Annotated in this window: 15 protein-coding genes and 1 pseudogene; 2 read left to right on the top strand and 14 right to left on the bottom strand. The window is 71.4% G+C overall.

Features of this window, described 5'->3' with window-relative positions; translation table 11 throughout:
* Position 1: 1 nt before the first annotated feature.
* The 11 genes and pseudogenes from ABZ953_RS32800 to ABZ953_RS32850 all read right to left on the bottom strand — a co-directional run.
* Entirely contained in the window at positions 2-1,213 is a 1,212-nt protein-coding gene (locus tag ABZ953_RS32800) for a spore photoproduct lyase family protein (protein WP_361731721.1), read from the bottom strand.
* Between the two features lie 26 nt (positions 1,214-1,239).
* Positions 1,240-1,476 (bottom strand): DUF2945 domain-containing protein, encoded by a 237-nt coding sequence (locus ABZ953_RS32805; protein ID WP_361731724.1) that lies wholly within the window; start codon positions 1,474-1,476, stop codon positions 1,240-1,242.
* A gap of 45 nt (positions 1,477-1,521) precedes the next feature.
* A complete protein-coding gene (locus tag ABZ953_RS32810; RefSeq protein WP_361731727.1) occupies positions 1,522-2,781 on the bottom strand; it encodes a histidine kinase in 1,260 nt (419 codons plus the stop codon).
* Positions 2,778-3,719, bottom strand: a complete 942-nt coding sequence (locus ABZ953_RS32815; RefSeq protein ID WP_361731730.1) for a response regulator transcription factor — start codon at positions 3,717-3,719, stop codon at positions 2,778-2,780. The genes ABZ953_RS32810 and ABZ953_RS32815 overlap by 4 nt, the downstream gene beginning before the upstream one ends.
* 50 nt (positions 3,720-3,769) lie before the next feature.
* Entirely contained in the window at positions 3,770-4,558 is a 789-nt protein-coding gene (locus ABZ953_RS32820) for a hypothetical protein (protein WP_361731733.1), read from the bottom strand.
* Entirely contained in the window at positions 4,555-5,442 is an 888-nt protein-coding gene (locus tag ABZ953_RS32825) for an ABC transporter ATP-binding protein (protein ID WP_361731736.1), read from the bottom strand. Before ABZ953_RS32825 ends, ABZ953_RS32820 begins: the two co-directional genes overlap by 4 nt.
* The gene (locus ABZ953_RS32830; protein ID WP_361731739.1) at positions 5,439-6,737 is read right to left on the bottom strand and encodes a sporulation-delaying protein SdpB family protein; all 1,299 of its coding nucleotides are present in this window, start codon (positions 6,735-6,737) and stop codon (positions 5,439-5,441) included. Before ABZ953_RS32830 ends, ABZ953_RS32825 begins: the two co-directional genes overlap by 4 nt.
* On the bottom strand, positions 6,730-7,302 hold the full coding sequence (locus ABZ953_RS32835; RefSeq protein ID WP_361731741.1) for an SdpA family antimicrobial peptide system protein: 573 nt from the start codon (positions 7,300-7,302) through the stop codon (positions 6,730-6,732). Before ABZ953_RS32835 ends, ABZ953_RS32830 begins: the two co-directional genes overlap by 8 nt.
* Before the next feature lie 82 nt (positions 7,303-7,384).
* Entirely contained in the window at positions 7,385-7,996 is a 612-nt protein-coding gene (locus ABZ953_RS32840; protein ID WP_361731744.1) for a hypothetical protein, read from the bottom strand.
* A 554-nt stretch (positions 7,997-8,550) separates the two neighbouring features.
* Entirely contained in the window at positions 8,551-8,796 is a 246-nt protein-coding gene (locus ABZ953_RS32845) for a hypothetical protein (protein ID WP_361731746.1), read from the bottom strand.
* Positions 8,744-9,025 (bottom strand): annotated as a pseudogene (locus tag ABZ953_RS32850) (S8 family serine peptidase); the annotation flags it as partial. The gene ABZ953_RS32845 and the pseudogene ABZ953_RS32850, both read right to left, overlap by 53 nt.
* A 76-nt stretch (positions 9,026-9,101) precedes the next feature.
* On the opposite strand from ABZ953_RS32850, the gene ABZ953_RS32855 reads away from it, so the two are divergent.
* The gene (locus tag ABZ953_RS32855; RefSeq protein WP_361731747.1) at positions 9,102-10,976 is read left to right on the top strand and encodes an alkyl sulfatase dimerization domain-containing protein; all 1,875 of its coding nucleotides are present in this window, start codon (positions 9,102-9,104) and stop codon (positions 10,974-10,976) included.
* Here ABZ953_RS32855 and ABZ953_RS32860 read toward each other — a convergent pair.
* Positions 10,966-12,219 carry a helix-turn-helix domain-containing protein gene (locus ABZ953_RS32860; protein ID WP_361731750.1) on the bottom strand — a complete coding sequence of 418 codons (1,254 nt, stop codon included), beginning with the start codon at positions 12,217-12,219 and terminating at the stop codon, positions 10,966-10,968. The genes ABZ953_RS32855 and ABZ953_RS32860 overlap by 11 nt on opposite strands.
* Positions 12,220-12,363: 144 nt before the next feature.
* On the opposite strand from ABZ953_RS32860, the gene ABZ953_RS32865 reads away from it, so the two are divergent.
* Positions 12,364-13,632 carry an MFS transporter gene (locus ABZ953_RS32865; RefSeq protein WP_361731753.1) on the top strand — a complete coding sequence of 423 codons (1,269 nt, stop codon included), beginning with the start codon at positions 12,364-12,366 and terminating at the stop codon, positions 13,630-13,632.
* Positions 13,633-13,789: 157 nt separating this feature from the next.
* Here ABZ953_RS32865 and ABZ953_RS32870 read toward each other — a convergent pair whose 3' ends face one another.
* Entirely contained in the window at positions 13,790-15,061 is a 1,272-nt protein-coding gene (locus tag ABZ953_RS32870; protein WP_361731906.1) for an APC family permease, read from the bottom strand.
* A 217-nt stretch (positions 15,062-15,278) separates the two neighbouring features.
* Positions 15,279-17,726, bottom strand: coding sequence for a catalase (locus ABZ953_RS32875; protein WP_361731755.1), 2,448 nt, complete (start codon positions 17,724-17,726; stop codon positions 15,279-15,281).
* Positions 17,727-17,980 lie beyond the last annotated feature (254 nt).

Genomic DNA, 17,980 nt, shown 5'->3' on the forward strand with positions numbered 1-17,980 from the left:
TTCAGAAGGCGTATCTGACCCGCAGCCATGGCGCGTGCTCCGCGAGCAGGCGTCGCATCCGCGTCAGGGACCGCTGCTTGACCTCCAGGGCGTAGCGCACGTTCAGGGCGCCGTTCTGCGAGCGCTTCGTCTCCTGGATGTCCGGCTGCCACAGCATCTCCTCGGCCCGCGGATGCCACCCGAGATTGACCTCATGGAGCGCCTGGTTGTGCGTCAGCATGATGACCTCGGCCGCCGCCTGCTCCTTCACCCGGGCGGGCAGCACGTCGTCGAGGTGGTCGAGCAGCTCGGCCCAGGCCCGCTGCCATCCCGGGCGCAGTACGACGGGTGAGAGATTGAAGTGGACCTCGTACCCGGCATCGAGGAAGTCGGCTGCTGCGGCGATGCGCTCCTCCACCGGACTGGTGCGGATGTCCAGGAGGCGGGCGTCGTCGGCAGGCATGAGGGAGAAGCGCACCCGGGTGCGCCCCCGCGGGTGGAGCGCGAGCAGGTCGGGGTTGACGAACTTGGTCGCGAAGGAGGCCTTGGCCGTCGGCAGCCCACGGAAAGCGGCCACGAGATCGGCGGTGTTGTCGCAGACCAGAGCGTCGACGGAGCAGTCGCCGTTCTCGCCGATGTCGTAGACCCAGGCCTGGGGATCACATTGCTTGGGTTCCGTCTTGGGCCCCTGTGCCCGTACATGGCGCCGGACATGGGCGACGATCGCCTCGATGTTGGTGAACAGCGTGATGGGGTTCGCGTAGCCCTTGCGGCGCGGGACGTAGCAGTAGGCGCAGGCCATCGCGCAGCCGTTGGAGGGGCCGGGCGCGATCCAGTCGGCCGACCGGCCGTTGGGGCGGGTGGCGAGCGTGTGCTTGACCCCGAGGACCAGCGTCTCGGTCTTGATGCGGACCCATCGCGCGATGTTGCCGTCGTTGCCGTGGAGGGAGGGAATGCGCCAGTGACTCCCGACCTCCGTCACCCGCACGTCCGGCAGCCGGGCCATGATCTGCCGCCCGCGCGGCGAGTCGAGGGCCGCGGGCTCCGCGTAGACCTCCCGTACGTCGAGCATCCGCCGCGCCTCGGGACTGTCCCGGAACGCGCCGTACGCCCCATACGCCCCATACGCCCCGTACCCGGCGGTCGGCGGCGGTGCGGTGTCCGCCCACCCGAAGAGGGCCTGCTGCTCAGGCTCTCCGGAGCCAGAGGCGGATCCCGCTGTCGGCTGATCCACGTGCGGTTCCCTTCGGCGCCCGGCCCCTACGAACCCCCGCCCTTCCCGCCCTTTTTACGCAAGGACTCGGGCTTGTGGACGGCCCGGCGGCCGGTCTTGTCGCTCTCGACCTCGTACTGCGGCTCGTCCGCGGACGCGTCGACGGTCCGCCCCGCCACGTCCGCCCGTCCCGTGATCTTCTTCTTCACTTCCCCCGGAACGGTCTGCCCATGACTGCTCCAGGACACCTGGTCACCCTTGCTGAGCTTCTTGCCCTTGGCCACGATCCACACGCTCCCTCGGTCTCGGCCCCCGATGGACGACGTTGCTCACTGTCCCGCGCCTCGGGGCCGGGCGCATTCCGACGACGGGGGTCGCGGCGCCGTCAGCCGCCTCTCCGGCCCCATGAGCCCGTGCCCCGGAGCCGGGAACGCGGCCCGGAGGAGGAAGGAGCCGTCCGGCGCCGGGCCCGCGGTGAGCGCGCCGTCCAGCACGCGGGCGCGTTCCCGCAGACCGGTCAGGCCGTGGCCGCCTCCCTCTCCGAAGGCGGCTTCCCCGGTCGTTCCCCGGGCAGGCGCACTGCGGACCTCGACGACCAGGCAGGTGTCGCCGTCGACGGACTCCACGCGCAGAGCGACCGGAGCGTCGATGTCGCCGTGCCTCAGTACGTTGGTCAGCGCCTCCTGCACCGTGCGATAAGCGGCGAGCTCCACTGTGGCGGGCCAGTACGCCCCCTCTCCGGGGGCGATGATCAGGGGCTTCACCGTGAGTCCGCTGCGCTCGACGAGGGCGGGGATGTCGGCCAGGCGGGAGCCGAGAGGCGCGCTCGTCTCCCCCGGGTGCTGTTCCCGCAGCGCCCTGACCAGATGCCGCACCTCGCCCAGGGCGCGCAGGCTCACCGCGCGGATCAATTCGGCTTCCCTGCGGGTGTCCGCGTCCGGGGCCCGCCCGGCCAGCGCCGCCGCTCTGACCGAGATCAGGCTCATCTCGTGCCCCACCACGTCGTGCATCTCGCGGGCGAGCGCGGTTCGCGCGGCCTCCTCGACGGCGGCTCGCTCACTCCGCAGGGCACGCTCCTGGCTCTGCCGCAGGGCCAGGACCTGTTCGGCCACGCGGGCCCTGGAGCGCAGCAACTGCCCGAGCGCCGCCGGCGCCGCCCCGAACACCGCGCAGTAGACCAGTGCTTCGAGCAGGTCACCAGGCGCCTGCGGCGATCCGCCGCGCCACGGCAGATGGTCGAGGAGTTCGGTGAAGGACACCACGACCGCGCACAGCGACGCCGCCGCGAGGGGCAGTACGCGTGCCGCCGCGACCAGGGCCACCAGGGGGGCCAGTTGCATGCCCGCCGGTAGCGCGGGCAGCGTCAGGACGAGTACGAGCACTGGTCGGCGCCGCCGCCACGGCAGGGCCGCCAGAGCGAGCACCGTCAGCGCGAGGCCGTACGGGCCGGGCTGCTCCTTCTCGCCTTCGAGGAATTCCACCAACAGGTCAATGCCCGCGAGGAGCACTACGGCGGCCTCTGTCGCACAGCGCCGCAGGGGCCGCGGGGGCCGCGGGAAGGGCGGGAGTCGGGGCGTCGCGGGGGTCATCGGGCCGGTCCCGGCGGCGTTCCGCCGTCGCGAACCGGAGTCGGCCGAGGCCCGCCGACGAGGCCGGCCTGATAGGCGATGACCGCGGCTCGTACGCGGTTGTCCGTGCCGAGCTTGGCGAGCGTGGCGCTGACGTGCTCCTTGGCCGTACCAGGAGTGATGCCGAGCTGTTCGGCGATCTCCGGGTTGGACAGGCCGGTGCCGAGCAGCGCGAGCACCTCGTGCTCGCGGGCGGTGAGCCGGGCCATACGCCGCCGCAGCTCGTGCGACGCGCTCTGCTGGTCCGCACCGGCCACACCACCCGCACCACCCGCACCAGCCGTGCCGTTGCGTCCTGAGGCGTCGGGCGACGGCAGGGCGGCCTCCCGCCGACCATGCCGCTCATCCGCCGACTCCGGGTCAGGGTCAGGGCCAGGAGGTGTCCGGGCCTCCAGCGAGGCTGCGTACCCCTCCACGACCGCTGCGCCGACGGAGGGGGAGAGCAGTCCACCGCCAACCGCTGCCGCACGCACGGCGCGGATCAAGTCGGCCGGATCACTGTCCTTGAGCAGGAAACCGTCGGCCCCGGCACGCAGCGCGCGCACCACATACGCGTCGGCGCTGAAGGACGTCAGCATGACCACGGCCGGCGTCGGAATGCGTCCCTTGAGGTCCTCGAGCACGGCGAGGCCATCGCGTTGGGGCATCCGGATGTCGAGCAGCACCACGTCGGGCGAGTGCGCCGCGACGGCCTTGAGCACGCCATCCGCCTCGCACACCTCGACCACACGTATGTCCCCGGCCGTCTCCAGAACCATCCGCAGTCCCGTACGGAACAGTTCCTCGTCATCGACGATCACGACGTCGATGACATCGCTGACGTCACTGACGCCGTCGGGCCGACCTGCCCGTTTGTCCGCCACTGCCCCGTCGCCCCCGTCGCTCCCCCTGTTGATCAAGTGCCCATCATGGGATTCCCCTCCTGATGTGCGCAAGCCGGGCGAACCCGCTATTCCAGGACCTGCTCCGCCCTGAAGACCAGCGGCATCAGCACAAGCAGCACAGCCGTCAGCACCGCGGTGCCGCTCACGTACCAACCCGTCACCGTCGTATAAGCGTTCGGCGCCAGGCTGCCGGCCGTCGTCGCCCCCAGCGCGGGGAGCAGGGCGACCGCCCGTGCGAGCCCTCCGCCGAGCCCGGAGGTCGGCCGCAGCCCGGCGGGCCAGCGGAAACCGATGAACACGGTGGCGGACGCGGCCCACAGCACGGAGGCGGCCGGGACGAGCAAGCCCAACAGCAGGTATCCGGCGCTGAGGTGCACACTGCTGCCGCCGAGCGCGAGGGCCGCCCAGGCGGGTCCGGTGAAACCGAGTACGAGGAGGAGCCAGGACAGCGCCCCCGTGATCAGCGCGCACGCGGTGTAGGCGAGGTAGACGGAGCGCAGGCGGATCGGGGTGGCGAGCAGCGCTTCCATGGAGCCGCCTCCCACGTCCCCGGAGACCACGGCGCGGCTGACGGCCCCTGTGATCAGCGCGGCGGCCACCCCGAGCAGGGTGGGCGCGGCGAGCAGCGCGGTGCTCAGCGCGCGAGCGGTGTCGGAGTGCAGACCGGCCACGGTGACCAGGTCGTTGTCGGCGGCGACGAGCTCTCCGTGGACCGCGTCGGGGAAGACGTGCGGCAGTACGAGCAGCAGGGCGACGAGGCCCGTGCCCGCGGCCGCCGGGACGAGCAGAGCCTGTCGGCCCTGGTGACGCCATGTGCGGACGAGCAGGGCGCCGAGAAGTCCGCCGGTGGTCATGAGGATTCGTCCAGAAGTTGATGGATGGCGGTTTCAGTGACGGCCCGGGTGGCGCCGGTCGCGGTTACGGCGACGGGGCGTACGTCCGTGACCTCGACGCCCTTGGCGACGAGCCCCGCGATGTGCGCGCCGATCGTGGTGTCCTGCCCCAGCTCGGCCCGCTCCCAGACTCCGCCGCCGCACGAGGTGCGCAGGTCGTACGCGGAAGGCGACGCGGCCCGCTCCGGTGCCTGCGCCACGGGCACGGGCAGGCCGGTGAGCGCCCCGCCTTTGAGGATCAGCAGTTGTGAGGCGAGCGTCATCGCCTCGGGCACGCTGTGCGTGGAGTAGAGGACGGTCTTGTGCGCACCCCAGGAACGTATGAGTGCGCGGGTGTGCTCGGCGCTGACCGGGTCGAGCCCCGTCATGGGCTCGTCGAGCAGCAGTACGTCCGGGTCGGTCAGGGTCAGCCTGGCAAGATCGGCCCGCTGCCGCTGGCCCCTGCTGAGCCGCGCGGTACGCCGGTCGAGCAGTCCTTCGATGTCGAACCGCCCGGCCGCGTCCCTTATCCGAGCGGTGCGCCGCTCCCTGTCCAGGCCCTGCACCCGGGCCCAGAACTCCAGGTTGTCCCGCACGCTCAACTGCGGGCTGAGTGCGGCACGGTGGGTGAGCACCCCGACCGCGCGCTTCGCCTCGCGATGGGCGGCCAGGTCGGTGCCGCCGAGGAGCACCCGCCCCGCGAGTGGCGGCAGGATACCGGCCAGAACCCGCATGAGCGTGGTCTTCCCGGCGCCGTTGCGTCCGAGCAGGACATGGACCCCGGCGGCGAGTTCGGTGTCGATGGGGCCGATGACCGGGCGTCCGCGGTACCCGGCAACGACCCCCTCGATGCGTACTCCCGTCACGGTGCGTCGAAGAGGGTGCCGCGCTGCTCGGGCGTCAGCTCGCTCTCGTCGACGCGACGGAGCAGTGACAGATGTCGCCCCGCCTTGCACATGCCCAGACGGCGCGGGCCGAGCCGGATGGTGGTCACTGAGGCTCCGTGAACCCAGCTTCCCCAGAAGACGTGCCCCTTGCCGCACGCGATGATGGTGTCCTTGGCCATGTGTCTCTCCTTAGCTGAGGTGGGGGGTGGAGATCGGTACGGCGGTACGGGGTCCGCGGGCTCCACGCGGTCCGGCGTCGCGGCGACCGCGGCGGAGCCGATCATGATCAGACTGAAACTCCACAGGCCGATGGTCGCGATGATGGCGCCGTGCAGCAGCACATCCATCCGGAAAGCCAGCTTCCGCCAGTGCTCCGGCCCGATCAGCAACGCGGCGATCACCAACTCAATGATGATCGCGCCCCAGGTCATCGCACTGACCAGCCATCCATTTCCGGACATGGTCAGCAGCGGTGATGCGAAGGGCTCGGCGACACCGAAGACCGGGTCGCGCAACACGTAGTACTCGGCAGAGCCGTTCAACCAGTCCGCGACGCCGAACTTGCTGATGCCGGACTGCAAATAGAGGATCACCAGCTGTATGCGCAGCGCCCAGAAGGCGGCGAACGCCACCCCTCGGCGCCGTGGGCCGAGGGCGGTGGTCGGCCGCTGCCAGTGCCAACGCCGGTCGTCGGCCAGGGCCATGAGGATCAGGAGCAGGCACACGATCCGCGCGATGGCTTCGCCGCCGTCGGGCAGCGCGGTGCTGACGCCGATCGAGTACGCGATCCAGGCGTGGATCCACGCCGTCCAGCGGGGCCGGAACCCACTGGCGACCAGGGCGAGCAGCGCGACCATGATCCAGCGGCGCCACTCCTGGGAGACCGCGTCGCCGCCCACGCAGTACGAGGAGATGGCCTGCACGCCCGCGCAGTGCGGGTAGGGCTGCTCACCGAGGAGGGGGTGGAGCAGCGCGGCGGACGGCGTGAGCGCCAGCGTGATCAGATGCGCCAGGGCGATGATCGTGCGGCCCCAGCCGAACCACACCGACCGAGGGTCGAAGCGTCCGAGCGCCCGGTACACGGCGCCGGGCAGGCTCTCGACCGAAGCAGCCGCCGCTCCCCCGCCGCCTGCCCTCTCGCGCCTGTCGGCCATTTCGTTCCGGTCGGCCATTTCGTTCCGGTCGGCCATTTCGTTCCGGTCGGCCGCCGAGCTGTCGCTGTCGGCGATCGACGGCTCTCCCGCCTTCGGCCCGGGCTTCGTCGTCTCAGCCATCGCACCGGATCCTCAGGTGCGCCGCGCGGATCACGCGCGAGGTCTCGGGCAGCAGATCCCGATAGGCCCAGGGCACGGGCCGCTGGTTGGTCACGACGACGTCTCCACAGAGCGAGGGAAGGGGCGAGGAGTTGGTCACCGCGGCGGCGGGCCGAGCCGCGGCGGCACGCAGACAGTCGTCCCGGGAGCCCTGACAGTTCTCCCAGTGACGCACTTTGGAGGCGAGCAGCGCCTCCTCGGGGCCTTGGGCACGCTGCCGCCGCGACAGACCGAAGAGGTTCTCGGGCTTGCCCTGCGGGGTCAGCGAGAGGTCCTCGGGCCGCGCTCCTGCGCCGCGCGGCCGATAGGCGCCGAACTGCTCGCTCTGCGGGTCCTTGGTGAAGAAGGCCCAACCCTGCGGTACGAACGCGGAGAACGCGGTCTTCACCGGGGGCATCCAGGGCTGCGTGGTCACATTGCGCGGCATGGCGAAGTAGATGGAGGCGGCCAGGACGGCGAACAGCGCGGCGGCAGCCGTGCCGAAGGCCCGGCGCTCTTGCCGTACGGCCTGGGACATGTCGCTCATGTACGTTTCCTCGGACGTGCGGGGCGCCGCCCGCCCGGAAGGGGGCGACACTCCACACACGGTGTGCACAGGACCTCGGCGCTTACAGGGCCTTGGCCACCGCGACGTTCAGCGCCTCACGGGTGAACTGTGAGGTGTCGTCGGCGGTCCGGTAGGCGACCACCACGACCACGCCGACCTCAGCGACGGCCGCCACCGTGGTGGCCACCGTGCCGGTCTGGAGAACGACGTTGTCCGTCTTGACCCAGAAGGAACCACGCGCGACGCCGTCGGGAAGCGACTTCTTGTCGGTCACCTTGTTCACGTCGGCCGCGAGGCGGGTGAGCGCGGCGTCGACCTTGTACGGGTCGCCGCTCTGCACGTTCTCGGTGACGGTCTCGTGGAAGCGCGGATCGACCTCGCTCAGCGCCCTCGTGAAGGCGGCGGTCTTCGCCTCACCCACGTTCTGGTGCGGAATGCCGAACTTGTCGAGGACGTCCGGGTGCTCCTGTGCGGCACGGCCACTGCCCAGCGTGAGGAGCCCGACGACCTCCTGGTCGTTGTACGCCGCCCCTTCGGCGGCGCCGCCCTCCCCGCCGTCGCGGTGAGCGGGCTCCGCCGCGAGCGCGACGGGGGCGAGCGTGGTCAGCACAGCGGCAGCGGTGACCGCACCGACACCGGCGATCCGCATACGTCTGGACGCCTTGAACTGCACGTTGTCTCCTCATCGAAGATCCGGTCCGAGCGGTTGCCGGGACTGAAACTTGATCTTGGTCGCGCCAGTCCGACGCCTCAAGAAAGAGACCGCAAAGAGGCGGCTACGAGGTCATGTCGACGCCCCTGTCCCCTCCCCGGATCGGGGGGTTCACCCCCCCCCGCCTGGGGGGGGGTGCGCGTCCGCCGGTCGTGGGCTGTCGGCCGGAATCGCCTACATCGACCGGAAGCAGTGTCGGACACGAAGTCCCGGGCCGCGGCCGCCGCCGTTGCGTGCTGCGGCCGTCCGCGCAAGCCCAACACGTCGGCTCCGCCCAGGTGCTGCAAAACCTGGACCGCGCCCACACTCGCAACACATCCGGGTCCGCAGCATGGCCCCGTCACGCCTTTCGGCTGGCTCACTGGAGGGGGATACCTCCTGCCCTTTCCCTACGCGGAGTGGCAGCTGCCCCCGCTTGCCGTGTTTTCCAGTTCCCCTGCTACAGAGGCGACTTGGCATGCCCGACGTATCAGGTGAGGCGATCGCCGTCATCGGCCTGAGCGGCCGCTTGCGTGTCAGCCGGGTTGCCGCGGCGCGTTCTGGCTGTGCTGATGCGGTGCGCGCAGGTCGAGGGGTTCGACGCGCACTCCGGTGTGAGGCTCCTGGAAGCGGTGGGACCGCATCCGAGCGCCTCGCAGCAAGCCGCGGAACTGCCCGCCGACGCTTCCCGCGTCGCCCTGGTGCCCCTGGGCCCTGTTGCGCGCCACGTCATGGGCCAGAACTCTCCGTTCCGCGGTGCTCACCGCCGCCTTCGCGTCCACGATCCCCCATCCCCCCTTGCTGGCGCAGGAGGGCGGCCACGGCGGACACGCCGAGGGACAGATTGATGGCGTCCGCGCCGTGCTGTGCGGCCCGGACGATGCCCCTCGTGATGCTCGCGCCGCCCCTGCCCTCCGCGCCAAGGCCCCGAACCGGCATGATCCTCGCGCCCGGCGCACCACCCGCGATGCCCACGCCGTTGTCGGTGTGGGCCGCCGCGATACCGGCCTCCGGTGTGACGTGTCAGCGGTTCCTCTGTGATGTGTCCTCAGGCGCTTTTCACTCGAGGCTGTGAACATCGGTGGACATGAACGGCAGCAGCGAGCAAGAGCCCAGGGGCGACGGTCCGGCCTGGGACGACGATCAGGACTTCGCCGACGCGGACCGGGGCCTTCTCGGCCGGCTCGTGCCCGGCACGGTGAGGGACACGGACGGCAACGTGGTGTGGGACGCGGACGCCTACGGCTTCCTGGAAGAGGACTGTCCGCCCACCGCGCACCCGTCACTGTGGCGGCAGAGCCGACTGGTGGCGCGGCAGGGGCTGTACGAGGTGGTGCCCGGCATCTATCAGGTGCGCGGCCTCGACCTGTCGAACATCTCCTTCGTGGAGGGCGAGCGCGGCGTCATCGTCGTCGACCCGCTGATCAGCTCGGAGGTGGCGGCCGCCGCGTTGGCGCTGTACCGCGAGCATCGCGGCGAGCGGCCGGTGACAGCGGTGATCTACACGCACTCGCACGTGGACCACTTCGGCGGCGTGCGCGGCGTCGTCGACGCGGCCGAGGTGGCGGCCGGTCGGGTGCCGGTCATCGCGCCCGTCGGGTTCCTCGAACACGCGGCGAGCGAGAACGTCTTCACGGGGACGGCGATGGCGCGCCGCGCGAGCTACATGTACGGGGCCTCGCTGCCCAAGGGGCCGGCCGGGCAGATCGGCTGCGGGCTCGGGCAGACCACGTCGACCGGCAGCGTGGGCTTGATCGCGCCGACTCTGGACGTCTCCCGCACGGGCCAGGAGGAGACCGTCGACGGGGTGCGGATCGTCTTCCAGCTCACACCGGGCACCGAGGCTCCGGCGGAGATGAACTTCCACTTCCCGGATCTGCGGGTCCTGTGCGCCGCCGAGAACGCCTGCCACACCCTGCACAACGTCCTCACCCTGCGCGGGGCCCTGGTCCGCGACCCGAGCGCGTGGGCCCGCTACCTGACCGAGACGATCCGGCTGTACGCCGAGGACACCGACGTCGTCTTCGGCTCCCACCACTGGCCGACCTGGGGCCAGGACCGCGCCGTCCGGTTCCTGGAGGAACAGCGCGACGCCTACGCCTACCTGCACGACCAGTCCGTACGGTTGATCAACGCCGGGCAGACCGGTGCGGAGATCGCCGAAGGGCTGCGCTTCCCGCCCGGCCTGGAGCGTGCCTGGCACGCCCGCGGCTACTACGGCTCGCTCAGCCACAACGCCAAGGCGGTCTACCAGCGGTACATGGGCTGGTTCGACAGCAACCCGGCCCACCTGTGGCAGCATCCGCCGACGGAGTCCGCCCGCCGGTACGTGGAGTTCATGGGCGGCGCCGACGCGGTGGTCGCCAAGGCCCGCACGTCGTACGAGGCCGGGGACCTGCGGTGGGTCGCGGAGGTGCTCGGCCACGTCCTGTTCGCCGAGCCCGAGCACGCCGAGGCGCGCGCTCTGCAGGCCGGGACGTTCGAGCGGATCGGCCAGGGCTCCGAGTGCGGCCCGTGGCGCAACTTCTACCTCATGGGCGCGGCCGAGCTGCGCGCCGGCATCATCGGCACCCCGACCCGCTCGGCGCCGGACATCCTGGCCGCGCTCACCGCCGAGCAGATCTTCCAGTCGATGGCGGTACGGCTCAACGGTCCGCGCGCCGCTGAGGCCGGGCGGCTGGTGCTGCGCTGGGAGTTCACCGACACCGGCGAGGACTGGACGCTGCTGCTCTCCAACGGGGCGCTGACGCCGATGCGCGGCGACGCCCCGCGCGGCGAACGGCCCGTCGCCACCCTCCGGTTGGCGCGCACCACCCTCGATGCGGTCCTGGGCGGCCGTGCGACGTTCGTCGACGAGATCGCGGGGGGCGGGGTGACGCTCGACGGTGACGCCCAGGCGCTGCTGACCTTCGGAGGGCTGCTGGACGCGCCCGATCCCGACTTCGCGATCGTCACCCCGTAGCGTCGGACCCCGTGACGCCGCCTCCCGCAGCGCCGCCTCCCGCGGCACCGGCGGCTCGCACGGACAGGGCCGCGAGTGCCAGCGCCGTGTCCCTGGGTGAGCCGAGGTCGAGGCCGGTCAGTTCCTGGATCCGGGTGAGCCGGTTGTCCACGGAGTTGGGGTGCAGGCTCAGGACGCGGGCGGTGGCCCGGCGGTCCTGGCGCTGCCCCAGGTGGATGCGGAGGGTCTGGAGGAGTTCGGGGCGGCCGTCCAGCGGGGCGAGGAGGGCGGCGATCCGGTCGCTCGCGTCGCTCGGGCGGGACAGGTGGTACTCCAGCAGGACGTCGTCGAGCCGGTGCAGACCGGCCGGCCTGCCGCAGGCACGAGCCACGCGGACCACCTCCGCGACCTGTCGGCCGGCCGCCGGAATGTCCTGTGCCGACTGCGCCCGGGCACAGGCCATCCGCACCTCCGGGCCCACCGCCTCGCGCAGTGCGTCAAGAAGCCGTGCGGGTGCCTCGCCGCGTCCGGGGACGACGACATGGCCGCCACCGCCGTCCAGCAGGGCGAGGGTCTCGGCGCCGAAGGCACGGTCAAGGGCGGTCTGTGCCCGGCGGAGCAGGCGCCGCACCGCCACCGGGGAGCGCTCGCCGGACGGCACCGTTTCGATGAATCCCGCGTACAGCACCAGCGTGGGCCCGTCCGCTGTGGGGCCCGCCGGATCCGCGCCCCCCTCCAGCAAGGCGCGGGCCCGGGAACGGCGCTGTTCCTGCCGTTCCGCGACGAGGGCGGCCTGCTCGTCGAGGTAGCTCTCGGTCACCGCGCCCACGACCCGGTCCTCCGCGGTGAACAGCGCCTCGGCCAACTCGGCGAGGGCGTCCTGCTCCCCGGGGGCGGCGGTCTCGCGCAGCACCCGCCACAACTCCCGTACGCCCAAACCGTACGTACGCAGCAGGAGGTGCAGCGGCATGCCTTCCTCGGCGCGCTGGGCCGCACGTTCCTGGAAGTGCTCCAGCGCGTCCGGGGCCACTCCTCCGGCGGCCCCGCGCAGAAACAACCGCATCGCGTGCCGGGCCGTCGCCGCGATCTCCACATCCTTGACGTCGGCGGGCAGGCCGGAGTACCCGCGCAGCTGCTCGAACACCTCTCGGGCCATGCGCCGGGCCAGTTCGTTCACTCGCGGCTCGCAGCGAGCGGCCAACGCCACCGCGGCCGGTGAGAGACCAGCCGATCGCCCGCGGTCCCGCGGTTCCTCTTGCGTCATGGTCCACCTCGCCGCCGACTGTGAGCCGTCACAGTACCCGGCGCACACGACTGTGACTCTGACGGGTGTCCGCCCGGCCCTTCCTGGCTGCAAGATCGGCGTCATGCCGGTGACGCGACCCTCCGAAGGAGCTCCATGTCCTCTATGACACGACACAGCCCCGACGGGACCTTGCGCGGCTCCGGCTGGCGGACCACGTGGGTGCTGCTGGCCTTCATGCTGGTCAACTTCGCCGACAAGACCGTGCTCGGACTGGCCGCGAAACCGATCATGGATGACCTCGGCCTCACCCGGGAGCAGTTCGGCACCGCCTCCGCGGCGTCCTTCGCCTTGTTCAGCGTCTCCGCCCTGGCCGTGTCGTATCTGACCCGCACCGTCCGTACGACGGTCCTGCTGCTGGCGATGGCCCTGCTGTGGGCGGGCGCACAGCTGCCGATGCTGTGGACGGCTGCCGGCTTCGGCACACTGCTGGCCACGCGGGTGCTGCTCGGTGCCGCCGAGGGGCCCGCCATGCCGGTCGCCACCCACCATCTGCACGGCTGGTTCGAACAGCGGGAGCGCACCCTGCCGACCGCGGTGCTCCTGACCGGCGCCGCGGCCGGAGTCGCCGTCGCCGCCCCCACCCTCACCCTCGTGATCGACCACTTCGGCTGGCGGTGGGCTTTCGGCTCGGTCGGCCTGGCGGAGCTGGTCTGGGCGGCCTACTGGGCGCTGCGCGGGGCCGAGGGCCCGTACGCACGCCGGGCCGAAGAGGGCGGGGCCGCCCCGGAGACCGTCCCCTACCGCCGCATCCTGCTCTCGGGCACCTGGATCAGCGCCGCGCTCGGCGCGTTCGCCGCCTACTGGATGCTCAGCGCCAATCTGACCTGGATGCCGGACTACCTGGAATCGGTCACCGGCCTGAGCCTGCACCAGGCCGGCCTCCTGGTGACCGGCGCCGCGCTCGCCAACGGCGTGGTGCTCGTGGGACACGGGCTGTTGACCCAGCGCCGGCCGAAGCCACCGAGCGGACCCGGCACGGGCGCCCTGATGTGCCTGGCCGCGGTCGCCGTGGCCCTGTTCGCCCTGACCGACGCCGTATGGCTCAAGGTGCTGTTGATGCTCGGCCCGATGGCGCTGGCCAACGTCATCATGACGGTGGCCCAGACCGCGTGCGCCCGGATCGCTCCGGCGTCGCAGCGCGGAGTGGTGCTCGGCGCACTGGCCTTCGTCTACGCCCTGGCCGGGGCCCTGTCCCCCTGGGCGGTCGGCCGTATCGCCGACACCGCGGACTCGGTCGCCACCGGCTACCGCGCCGCGTTCCTGCTCACGTCGGCCCTGCTCGGCCTCACCGGGCTGCTGGCCCTGCGGCTTCTGCGTCCCGAACGGGACGCCCGATGCCTGGCGACGAGCCGGGACCGCCGGTTCTCGTAGCCGAGCGAAGCCGCTCGCTCGTCCGGTCGCACATCCGGTCGCTCATCCGGTTGCTCATCCAGTCGCTCGTCCGGTCGCACATCCGGTCGCTCGTCCGGTCGCTCGTCCGGTCGCTCGTCCGGGACAGTTGCGGCTCCGCCGGCGCACTTCTCGGGGTTCAGTCTGTCGGCGCCTTGCGAACTCGCCGCTTGCGCAGGGCCGCGACCGCCCCCAGCACCGCGCCGACCGCGAGCACGATGAGCCCCCGCAGCCATACCTCGCGCTCGATCTGGGTGGCGAGCAGGACGCAGGAGGCCGCCCCCAGCACCGGAATGGCGACCGGCGCCCGGAAGTGCTCCCGCTCGCCGGTGGCGTCTCGGCGCAGGACGAGGACCGAGGTGTTGACGATGAAGAAGACCACCACCAGGAGCAGGACCAGCGTGGAAGCGAGGGTGGCCACGTCACCGGTCAGCGCGAGCAGCAGCGAGAGCACGGTGGTGGCGATGATCGCGGCCCACGGTGTACGCCGACCGGGCAGCACCTTCGTCAGAAACTGCGGCAGCAGACCGTCCCGGGCCATGCCGTAGGCCAACCGCGAGGACATGATGCCGGTGAGGAGAGCCCCATTGGCTACGGCGACCAGGGCGATGGCACTGAACAGTTCCGTCGGCACGCCACCGGCCGCGCGGACCACCTCGAGCAACGGCCCGCTGGATTCCACCAACGTGTCGGTCGGCACCGCTGCCGAGGCTGCCGTGCCGACCAACGCGTAGACCGCGCCTGCCGTGATCAGCGCGCCGAACAGGGCCCGCGGGTAGGCACGGCGGGGGTTGCGGGTCTCTTCGGCAACGTTGACGGAGGTCTCGAAACCGACGAAGGAGTAGTAGGCAAGGACAGCCCCGCTCAGAACCGCCGTCGCGGGCCCCTTCTCCGCCGTCCCCAGATCCGTCAGCCGCCCCGGATCTCCCTCGCCGCGCAGCACGATCCACGCGCCGAGCCCGATCACCAGCAGCAGCCCGCCGACCTCGATCACCGTGGCGATGACGTTGGCCCGCGTCGACTCGCTGATGCCCCGTGCGTTCAGCAGGGCCAGCGCGGCGAGGAACACGATCGCGACGAGCACCACGGGCAGCGTGATGAACTCGGTCAGGTAATCGCCACCGAAACCTCGCGCCAGGGCGGCGACCGACACGATGCCCGCGGCCAGCATGCAAAACCCCGCCAGGAAGCCCGCGAAGGGCCCGAACGCGAGGGTGGCGTAGTGGGACGCGCCGCCCGCCCTGGGGTACTTGGTGACGAGTTCGGCGTACGAGGCAGCGGTCAACAAGGCCAGGCACAGTGCCACTAGCAGCGGCGCCCACACGGCGCCACCCGTGTCGGCGGCGACCTGCCCCACCAGGACGTACACACCGGCGCCAAGAACGTCGCCGAGAATGAAGAAGTACAGCAGTGGGGTGGTCAGGACCTTCTTGAGCTGTGTCGGCGCGTCCTGGGTTTCGGCGGCCGGGCAAGGAGCTTTCACGCAGCACCGTATACCCGCTTCGGCATGTGTAAGCCGACGGTTGCTCCGGATGCCTGACCTGGTGCGGGGCTGGAGGGCGGGGGTGGGGGGGCGGGGTCCGCGGGGTGCCCGGAACCATGCACAGGCGCGGCCGGAACAAGATGATTCAGACCTGCGTCGGGAAGCGCTCCCAGACCCGGTGCGCGCCCATCAGGCCGGTCAGACCCTCCAGCGCGCCGGTACCGGTGTCGCCGCTGACCACACCCGGCGCGTCCCCGGGGATGCCCGCTGCGGCCAGTGTGGTCTCCGCACCGTTCCAGCCGCCGATCGCTTTGCCGTGCCGGAACGCCTCGGACAGCAGCAGGAGGACCCGCGGGTCGGTAGTGGTCCCGGTCGTCCTGCGAGCGCTCTTGCGGCCCTTGCCAGCCTTCGCGTCCCTGGCACCGAAGGCGTCCGCGCCCGAGCCGGGTGCCCCGGCCAGGAGCAGGGCGTCGTACTCGATGGACCGGGCGGTGGCGTAGGTGCGCTGCACGGTGACCGGGTCGCCCGAGGCATCCAGTTCGCCACCGGCCGGGGCGATGACGAGCGGGACCATCCCGGCGTCCAGGATCTCCTGGCGCACCGCGCGGACCCCGTCGAGGTCGCAGCCCGCATCGGCGACGACGCCGATGATCCGGCCGTCCAGCGGCCAGCCGCTTCCGACCTGGGACAGCGCGGGACTTGGTGCGGAGTCCACCAGCTTCACTGTCGCGGACGGGGCGGGCAGTCCGAGACCGGTCGCCACCTGCTCACACAGGACGGGATCGACGTTGGCGAGGACCTGGAGCGCGCGTTCCTTGATCGACTTTTCGTAGCACTTGTTCAGCTCGAACGTGTACGCGGCGATGATGTGCTCGCGCTCCACCGGCGTCATGCTCAGCCAGAACAGCCGGGGCTGGCTGAAGTGGTCGTCGAAAGAGGCGGGAGCCTCGCGGACCTTGCGGCCCTTCGGGACCGCCACCGGCCGCTCGACGTAGGCCCCCACGTCCTCCCCGGCCAGGAAGGGACAGCCGCCGTCGAGGGAGTTCGGCCTGTACGGGGCCGCGCCGCTGTGCACTGCCGTCTGGTGCATGCCGTCGCGCAGCATGTCGTTGACGGGGGCGTGCGGGCGATTGATGGGCAGCTGGCCGAAGTTGGGCCCGCCGAGCCGGGTGAGCTGGGTGTCCAGGTACGAGAACAGGCGGCCGGCGAGCAGCGGGTCGTCAGTGACGTCGATGCCGGGTACCAAGTGTCCGACGTGGAAGGCGACCTGCTCGGTCTCGGCGAAGTAGTTGGTCGGGTTGGCGTTGAGGGTGAGCAGGCCCACCGCCTGCACCGGGGCCAGCTCCTCGGGAACGATCTTCGTCGGGTCGAGCAGGTCGATGCCCTCGAAGGTCTGCCCGGCGGTGTCGGGGAACACCTGGATGCCCAGTTCCCACTGCGGGTGCGCGCCGGCCTCGATGGCGTCGGCGAGGTCGCGCCGGTGGAAGTCCGGGTCCACGCCGCCCGTGATCTGAGCCTCCTCCCAGACCAGGGAGTGCACGCCCAGCTTCGGCTTCCAGTGGAACTTCACCAGGGCGGTCGCCCCGTCGGCGGCGACCAGCCGGAAGGTGTGGACGCCGAAGCCCTCCATCATCCGGTAGGAGCGCGGGATGCCCCGGTCGGACATGTTCCACAGCGTGTGGTGGGTGGCCTCGGTGTGCAGGGTGACGAAGTCCCAGAAAGTGTCGTGGGCGCTCTGGGCCTGGGGGATCTCGCGGTCGGGGTGCGGTTTGCCGGCGTGGATGATGTCGGGGAACTTGATGCCGTCCTGGATGAAGAACACCGGGATGTTGTTGCCGACGAGGTCGAAGGTCCCCTCGCCGGTGTAGAACTTCGTCGCGAACCCGCGGGTGTCGCGCACCGTGTCGGCGGAGCCGCGCGAGCCGAGCACAGTGGAGAACCGCACGAAGACCGGAGTCTCGACGCCCTCGCCGAGGAAGGCCGCCTTGGTGACAGCGGCGGCGGTCCCGTAGCCCTGGAACACGCCGTGGGCCGCGGCGCCGCGGGCGTGCACGACGCGCTCGGGGATGCGTTCGTGGTCGAAGTGGGTGATCTTCTCCCGCAGGTGGTGGTCCTGGAGCAGCACCGGGCCGCGCGGGCCCGCCTTGAGGGAGCGGTCGGTCTCGTACAGCCGCGCGCCCTGAGCGGTGGTCAGGTACATATCGCCCTGGGCCAGCTCATCGGGGGACCCCGCAGTGCCCCTTCCGGTCGGGCCGACCGCGGCGGGGCCGCTCTGGTCGGGCTTGGGCGGCAGCGGGGGGCGCGGGGCGGTGGGCTCGGCGACCGAGGGCGACTCCGCGCCGGGCTTGCCGGGAACACCGTCGGCGGGGCCGACGCCCGGAGCGAGAGCGGCAACGGCTTTCGCGGCCACGGCCTTCAGGGGGTTACTGGTACGTCCACCCGTGGTCTTCTTTGTGGCGGTCTTCTTCGTGGCGGTCTTCTTTGTGGCGGTCTTCTTCGTGGCGGTCTTCTTTGTGGCGGTCTTCTTTGTCGCAGCCGTCTTTGACGGGGCAGCCTTCTTAGACAGCTTCCTGGCGGGCTTCTGGCTCGGCATGCGCTCTCCAACAGAGGGGGTGTACGCGGGTTGGCTACCGCACGGGGCCGCCCATCGGCTCGCGGCGAACGATCTGCTAGTTGACGGTCGCCAAAGCCTGCGCCGGGGCTGCGTCCGGACAACGGCCGTAGACAGTGTCCAAGGCGAGGTCGCCCATCAGATCGGCGAGGAGCTGGTCCGCGGGCGGGCGGTCAGCGTTCTCGGCCGTGCGTGCGGGGGATGGACGCTTGCCACAGGCCCTCCGTGCTGGTCGG

Source organism: Streptomyces sp. NPDC046465, from assembly GCF_040646035.1.
Taxonomy (GTDB): Bacteria; Actinomycetota; Actinomycetes; order Streptomycetales; family Streptomycetaceae; genus Streptomyces.

Excerpts from the sequence above, each read along its gene's own strand:
- ABZ953_RS32875 (WP_361731755.1), bottom strand. The coding sequence starts at position 17,726 with ATGCCGAGCCAGAAGCCCGCCAGGAAGCTGTCTAAGAAGGCTGCCCCG.
- ABZ953_RS32820 (WP_361731733.1), bottom strand. The coding sequence starts at position 4,558 with ATGACCACCGGCGGACTTCTCGGCGCCCTGCTCGTCCGCACATGGCGT.
- ABZ953_RS32855 (WP_361731747.1), top strand. The coding sequence starts at position 9,102 with ATGAACGGCAGCAGCGAGCAAGAGCCCAGGGGCGACGGTCCGGCCTGG.
- ABZ953_RS32865 (WP_361731753.1), top strand. The coding sequence starts at position 12,364 with ATGACACGACACAGCCCCGACGGGACCTTGCGCGGCTCCGGCTGGCGG.
- ABZ953_RS32830 (WP_361731739.1), bottom strand. The coding sequence starts at position 6,737 with ATGGCTGAGACGACGAAGCCCGGGCCGAAGGCGGGAGAGCCGTCGATC.
- ABZ953_RS32860 (WP_361731750.1), bottom strand. The coding sequence starts at position 12,219 with ATGACGCAAGAGGAACCGCGGGACCGCGGGCGATCGGCTGGTCTCTCA.
- ABZ953_RS32835 (WP_361731741.1), bottom strand. The coding sequence starts at position 7,302 with ATGAGCGACATGTCCCAGGCCGTACGGCAAGAGCGCCGGGCCTTCGGC.
- ABZ953_RS32810 (WP_361731727.1), bottom strand. The coding sequence starts at position 2,781 with ATGACCCCCGCGACGCCCCGACTCCCGCCCTTCCCGCGGCCCCCGCGG.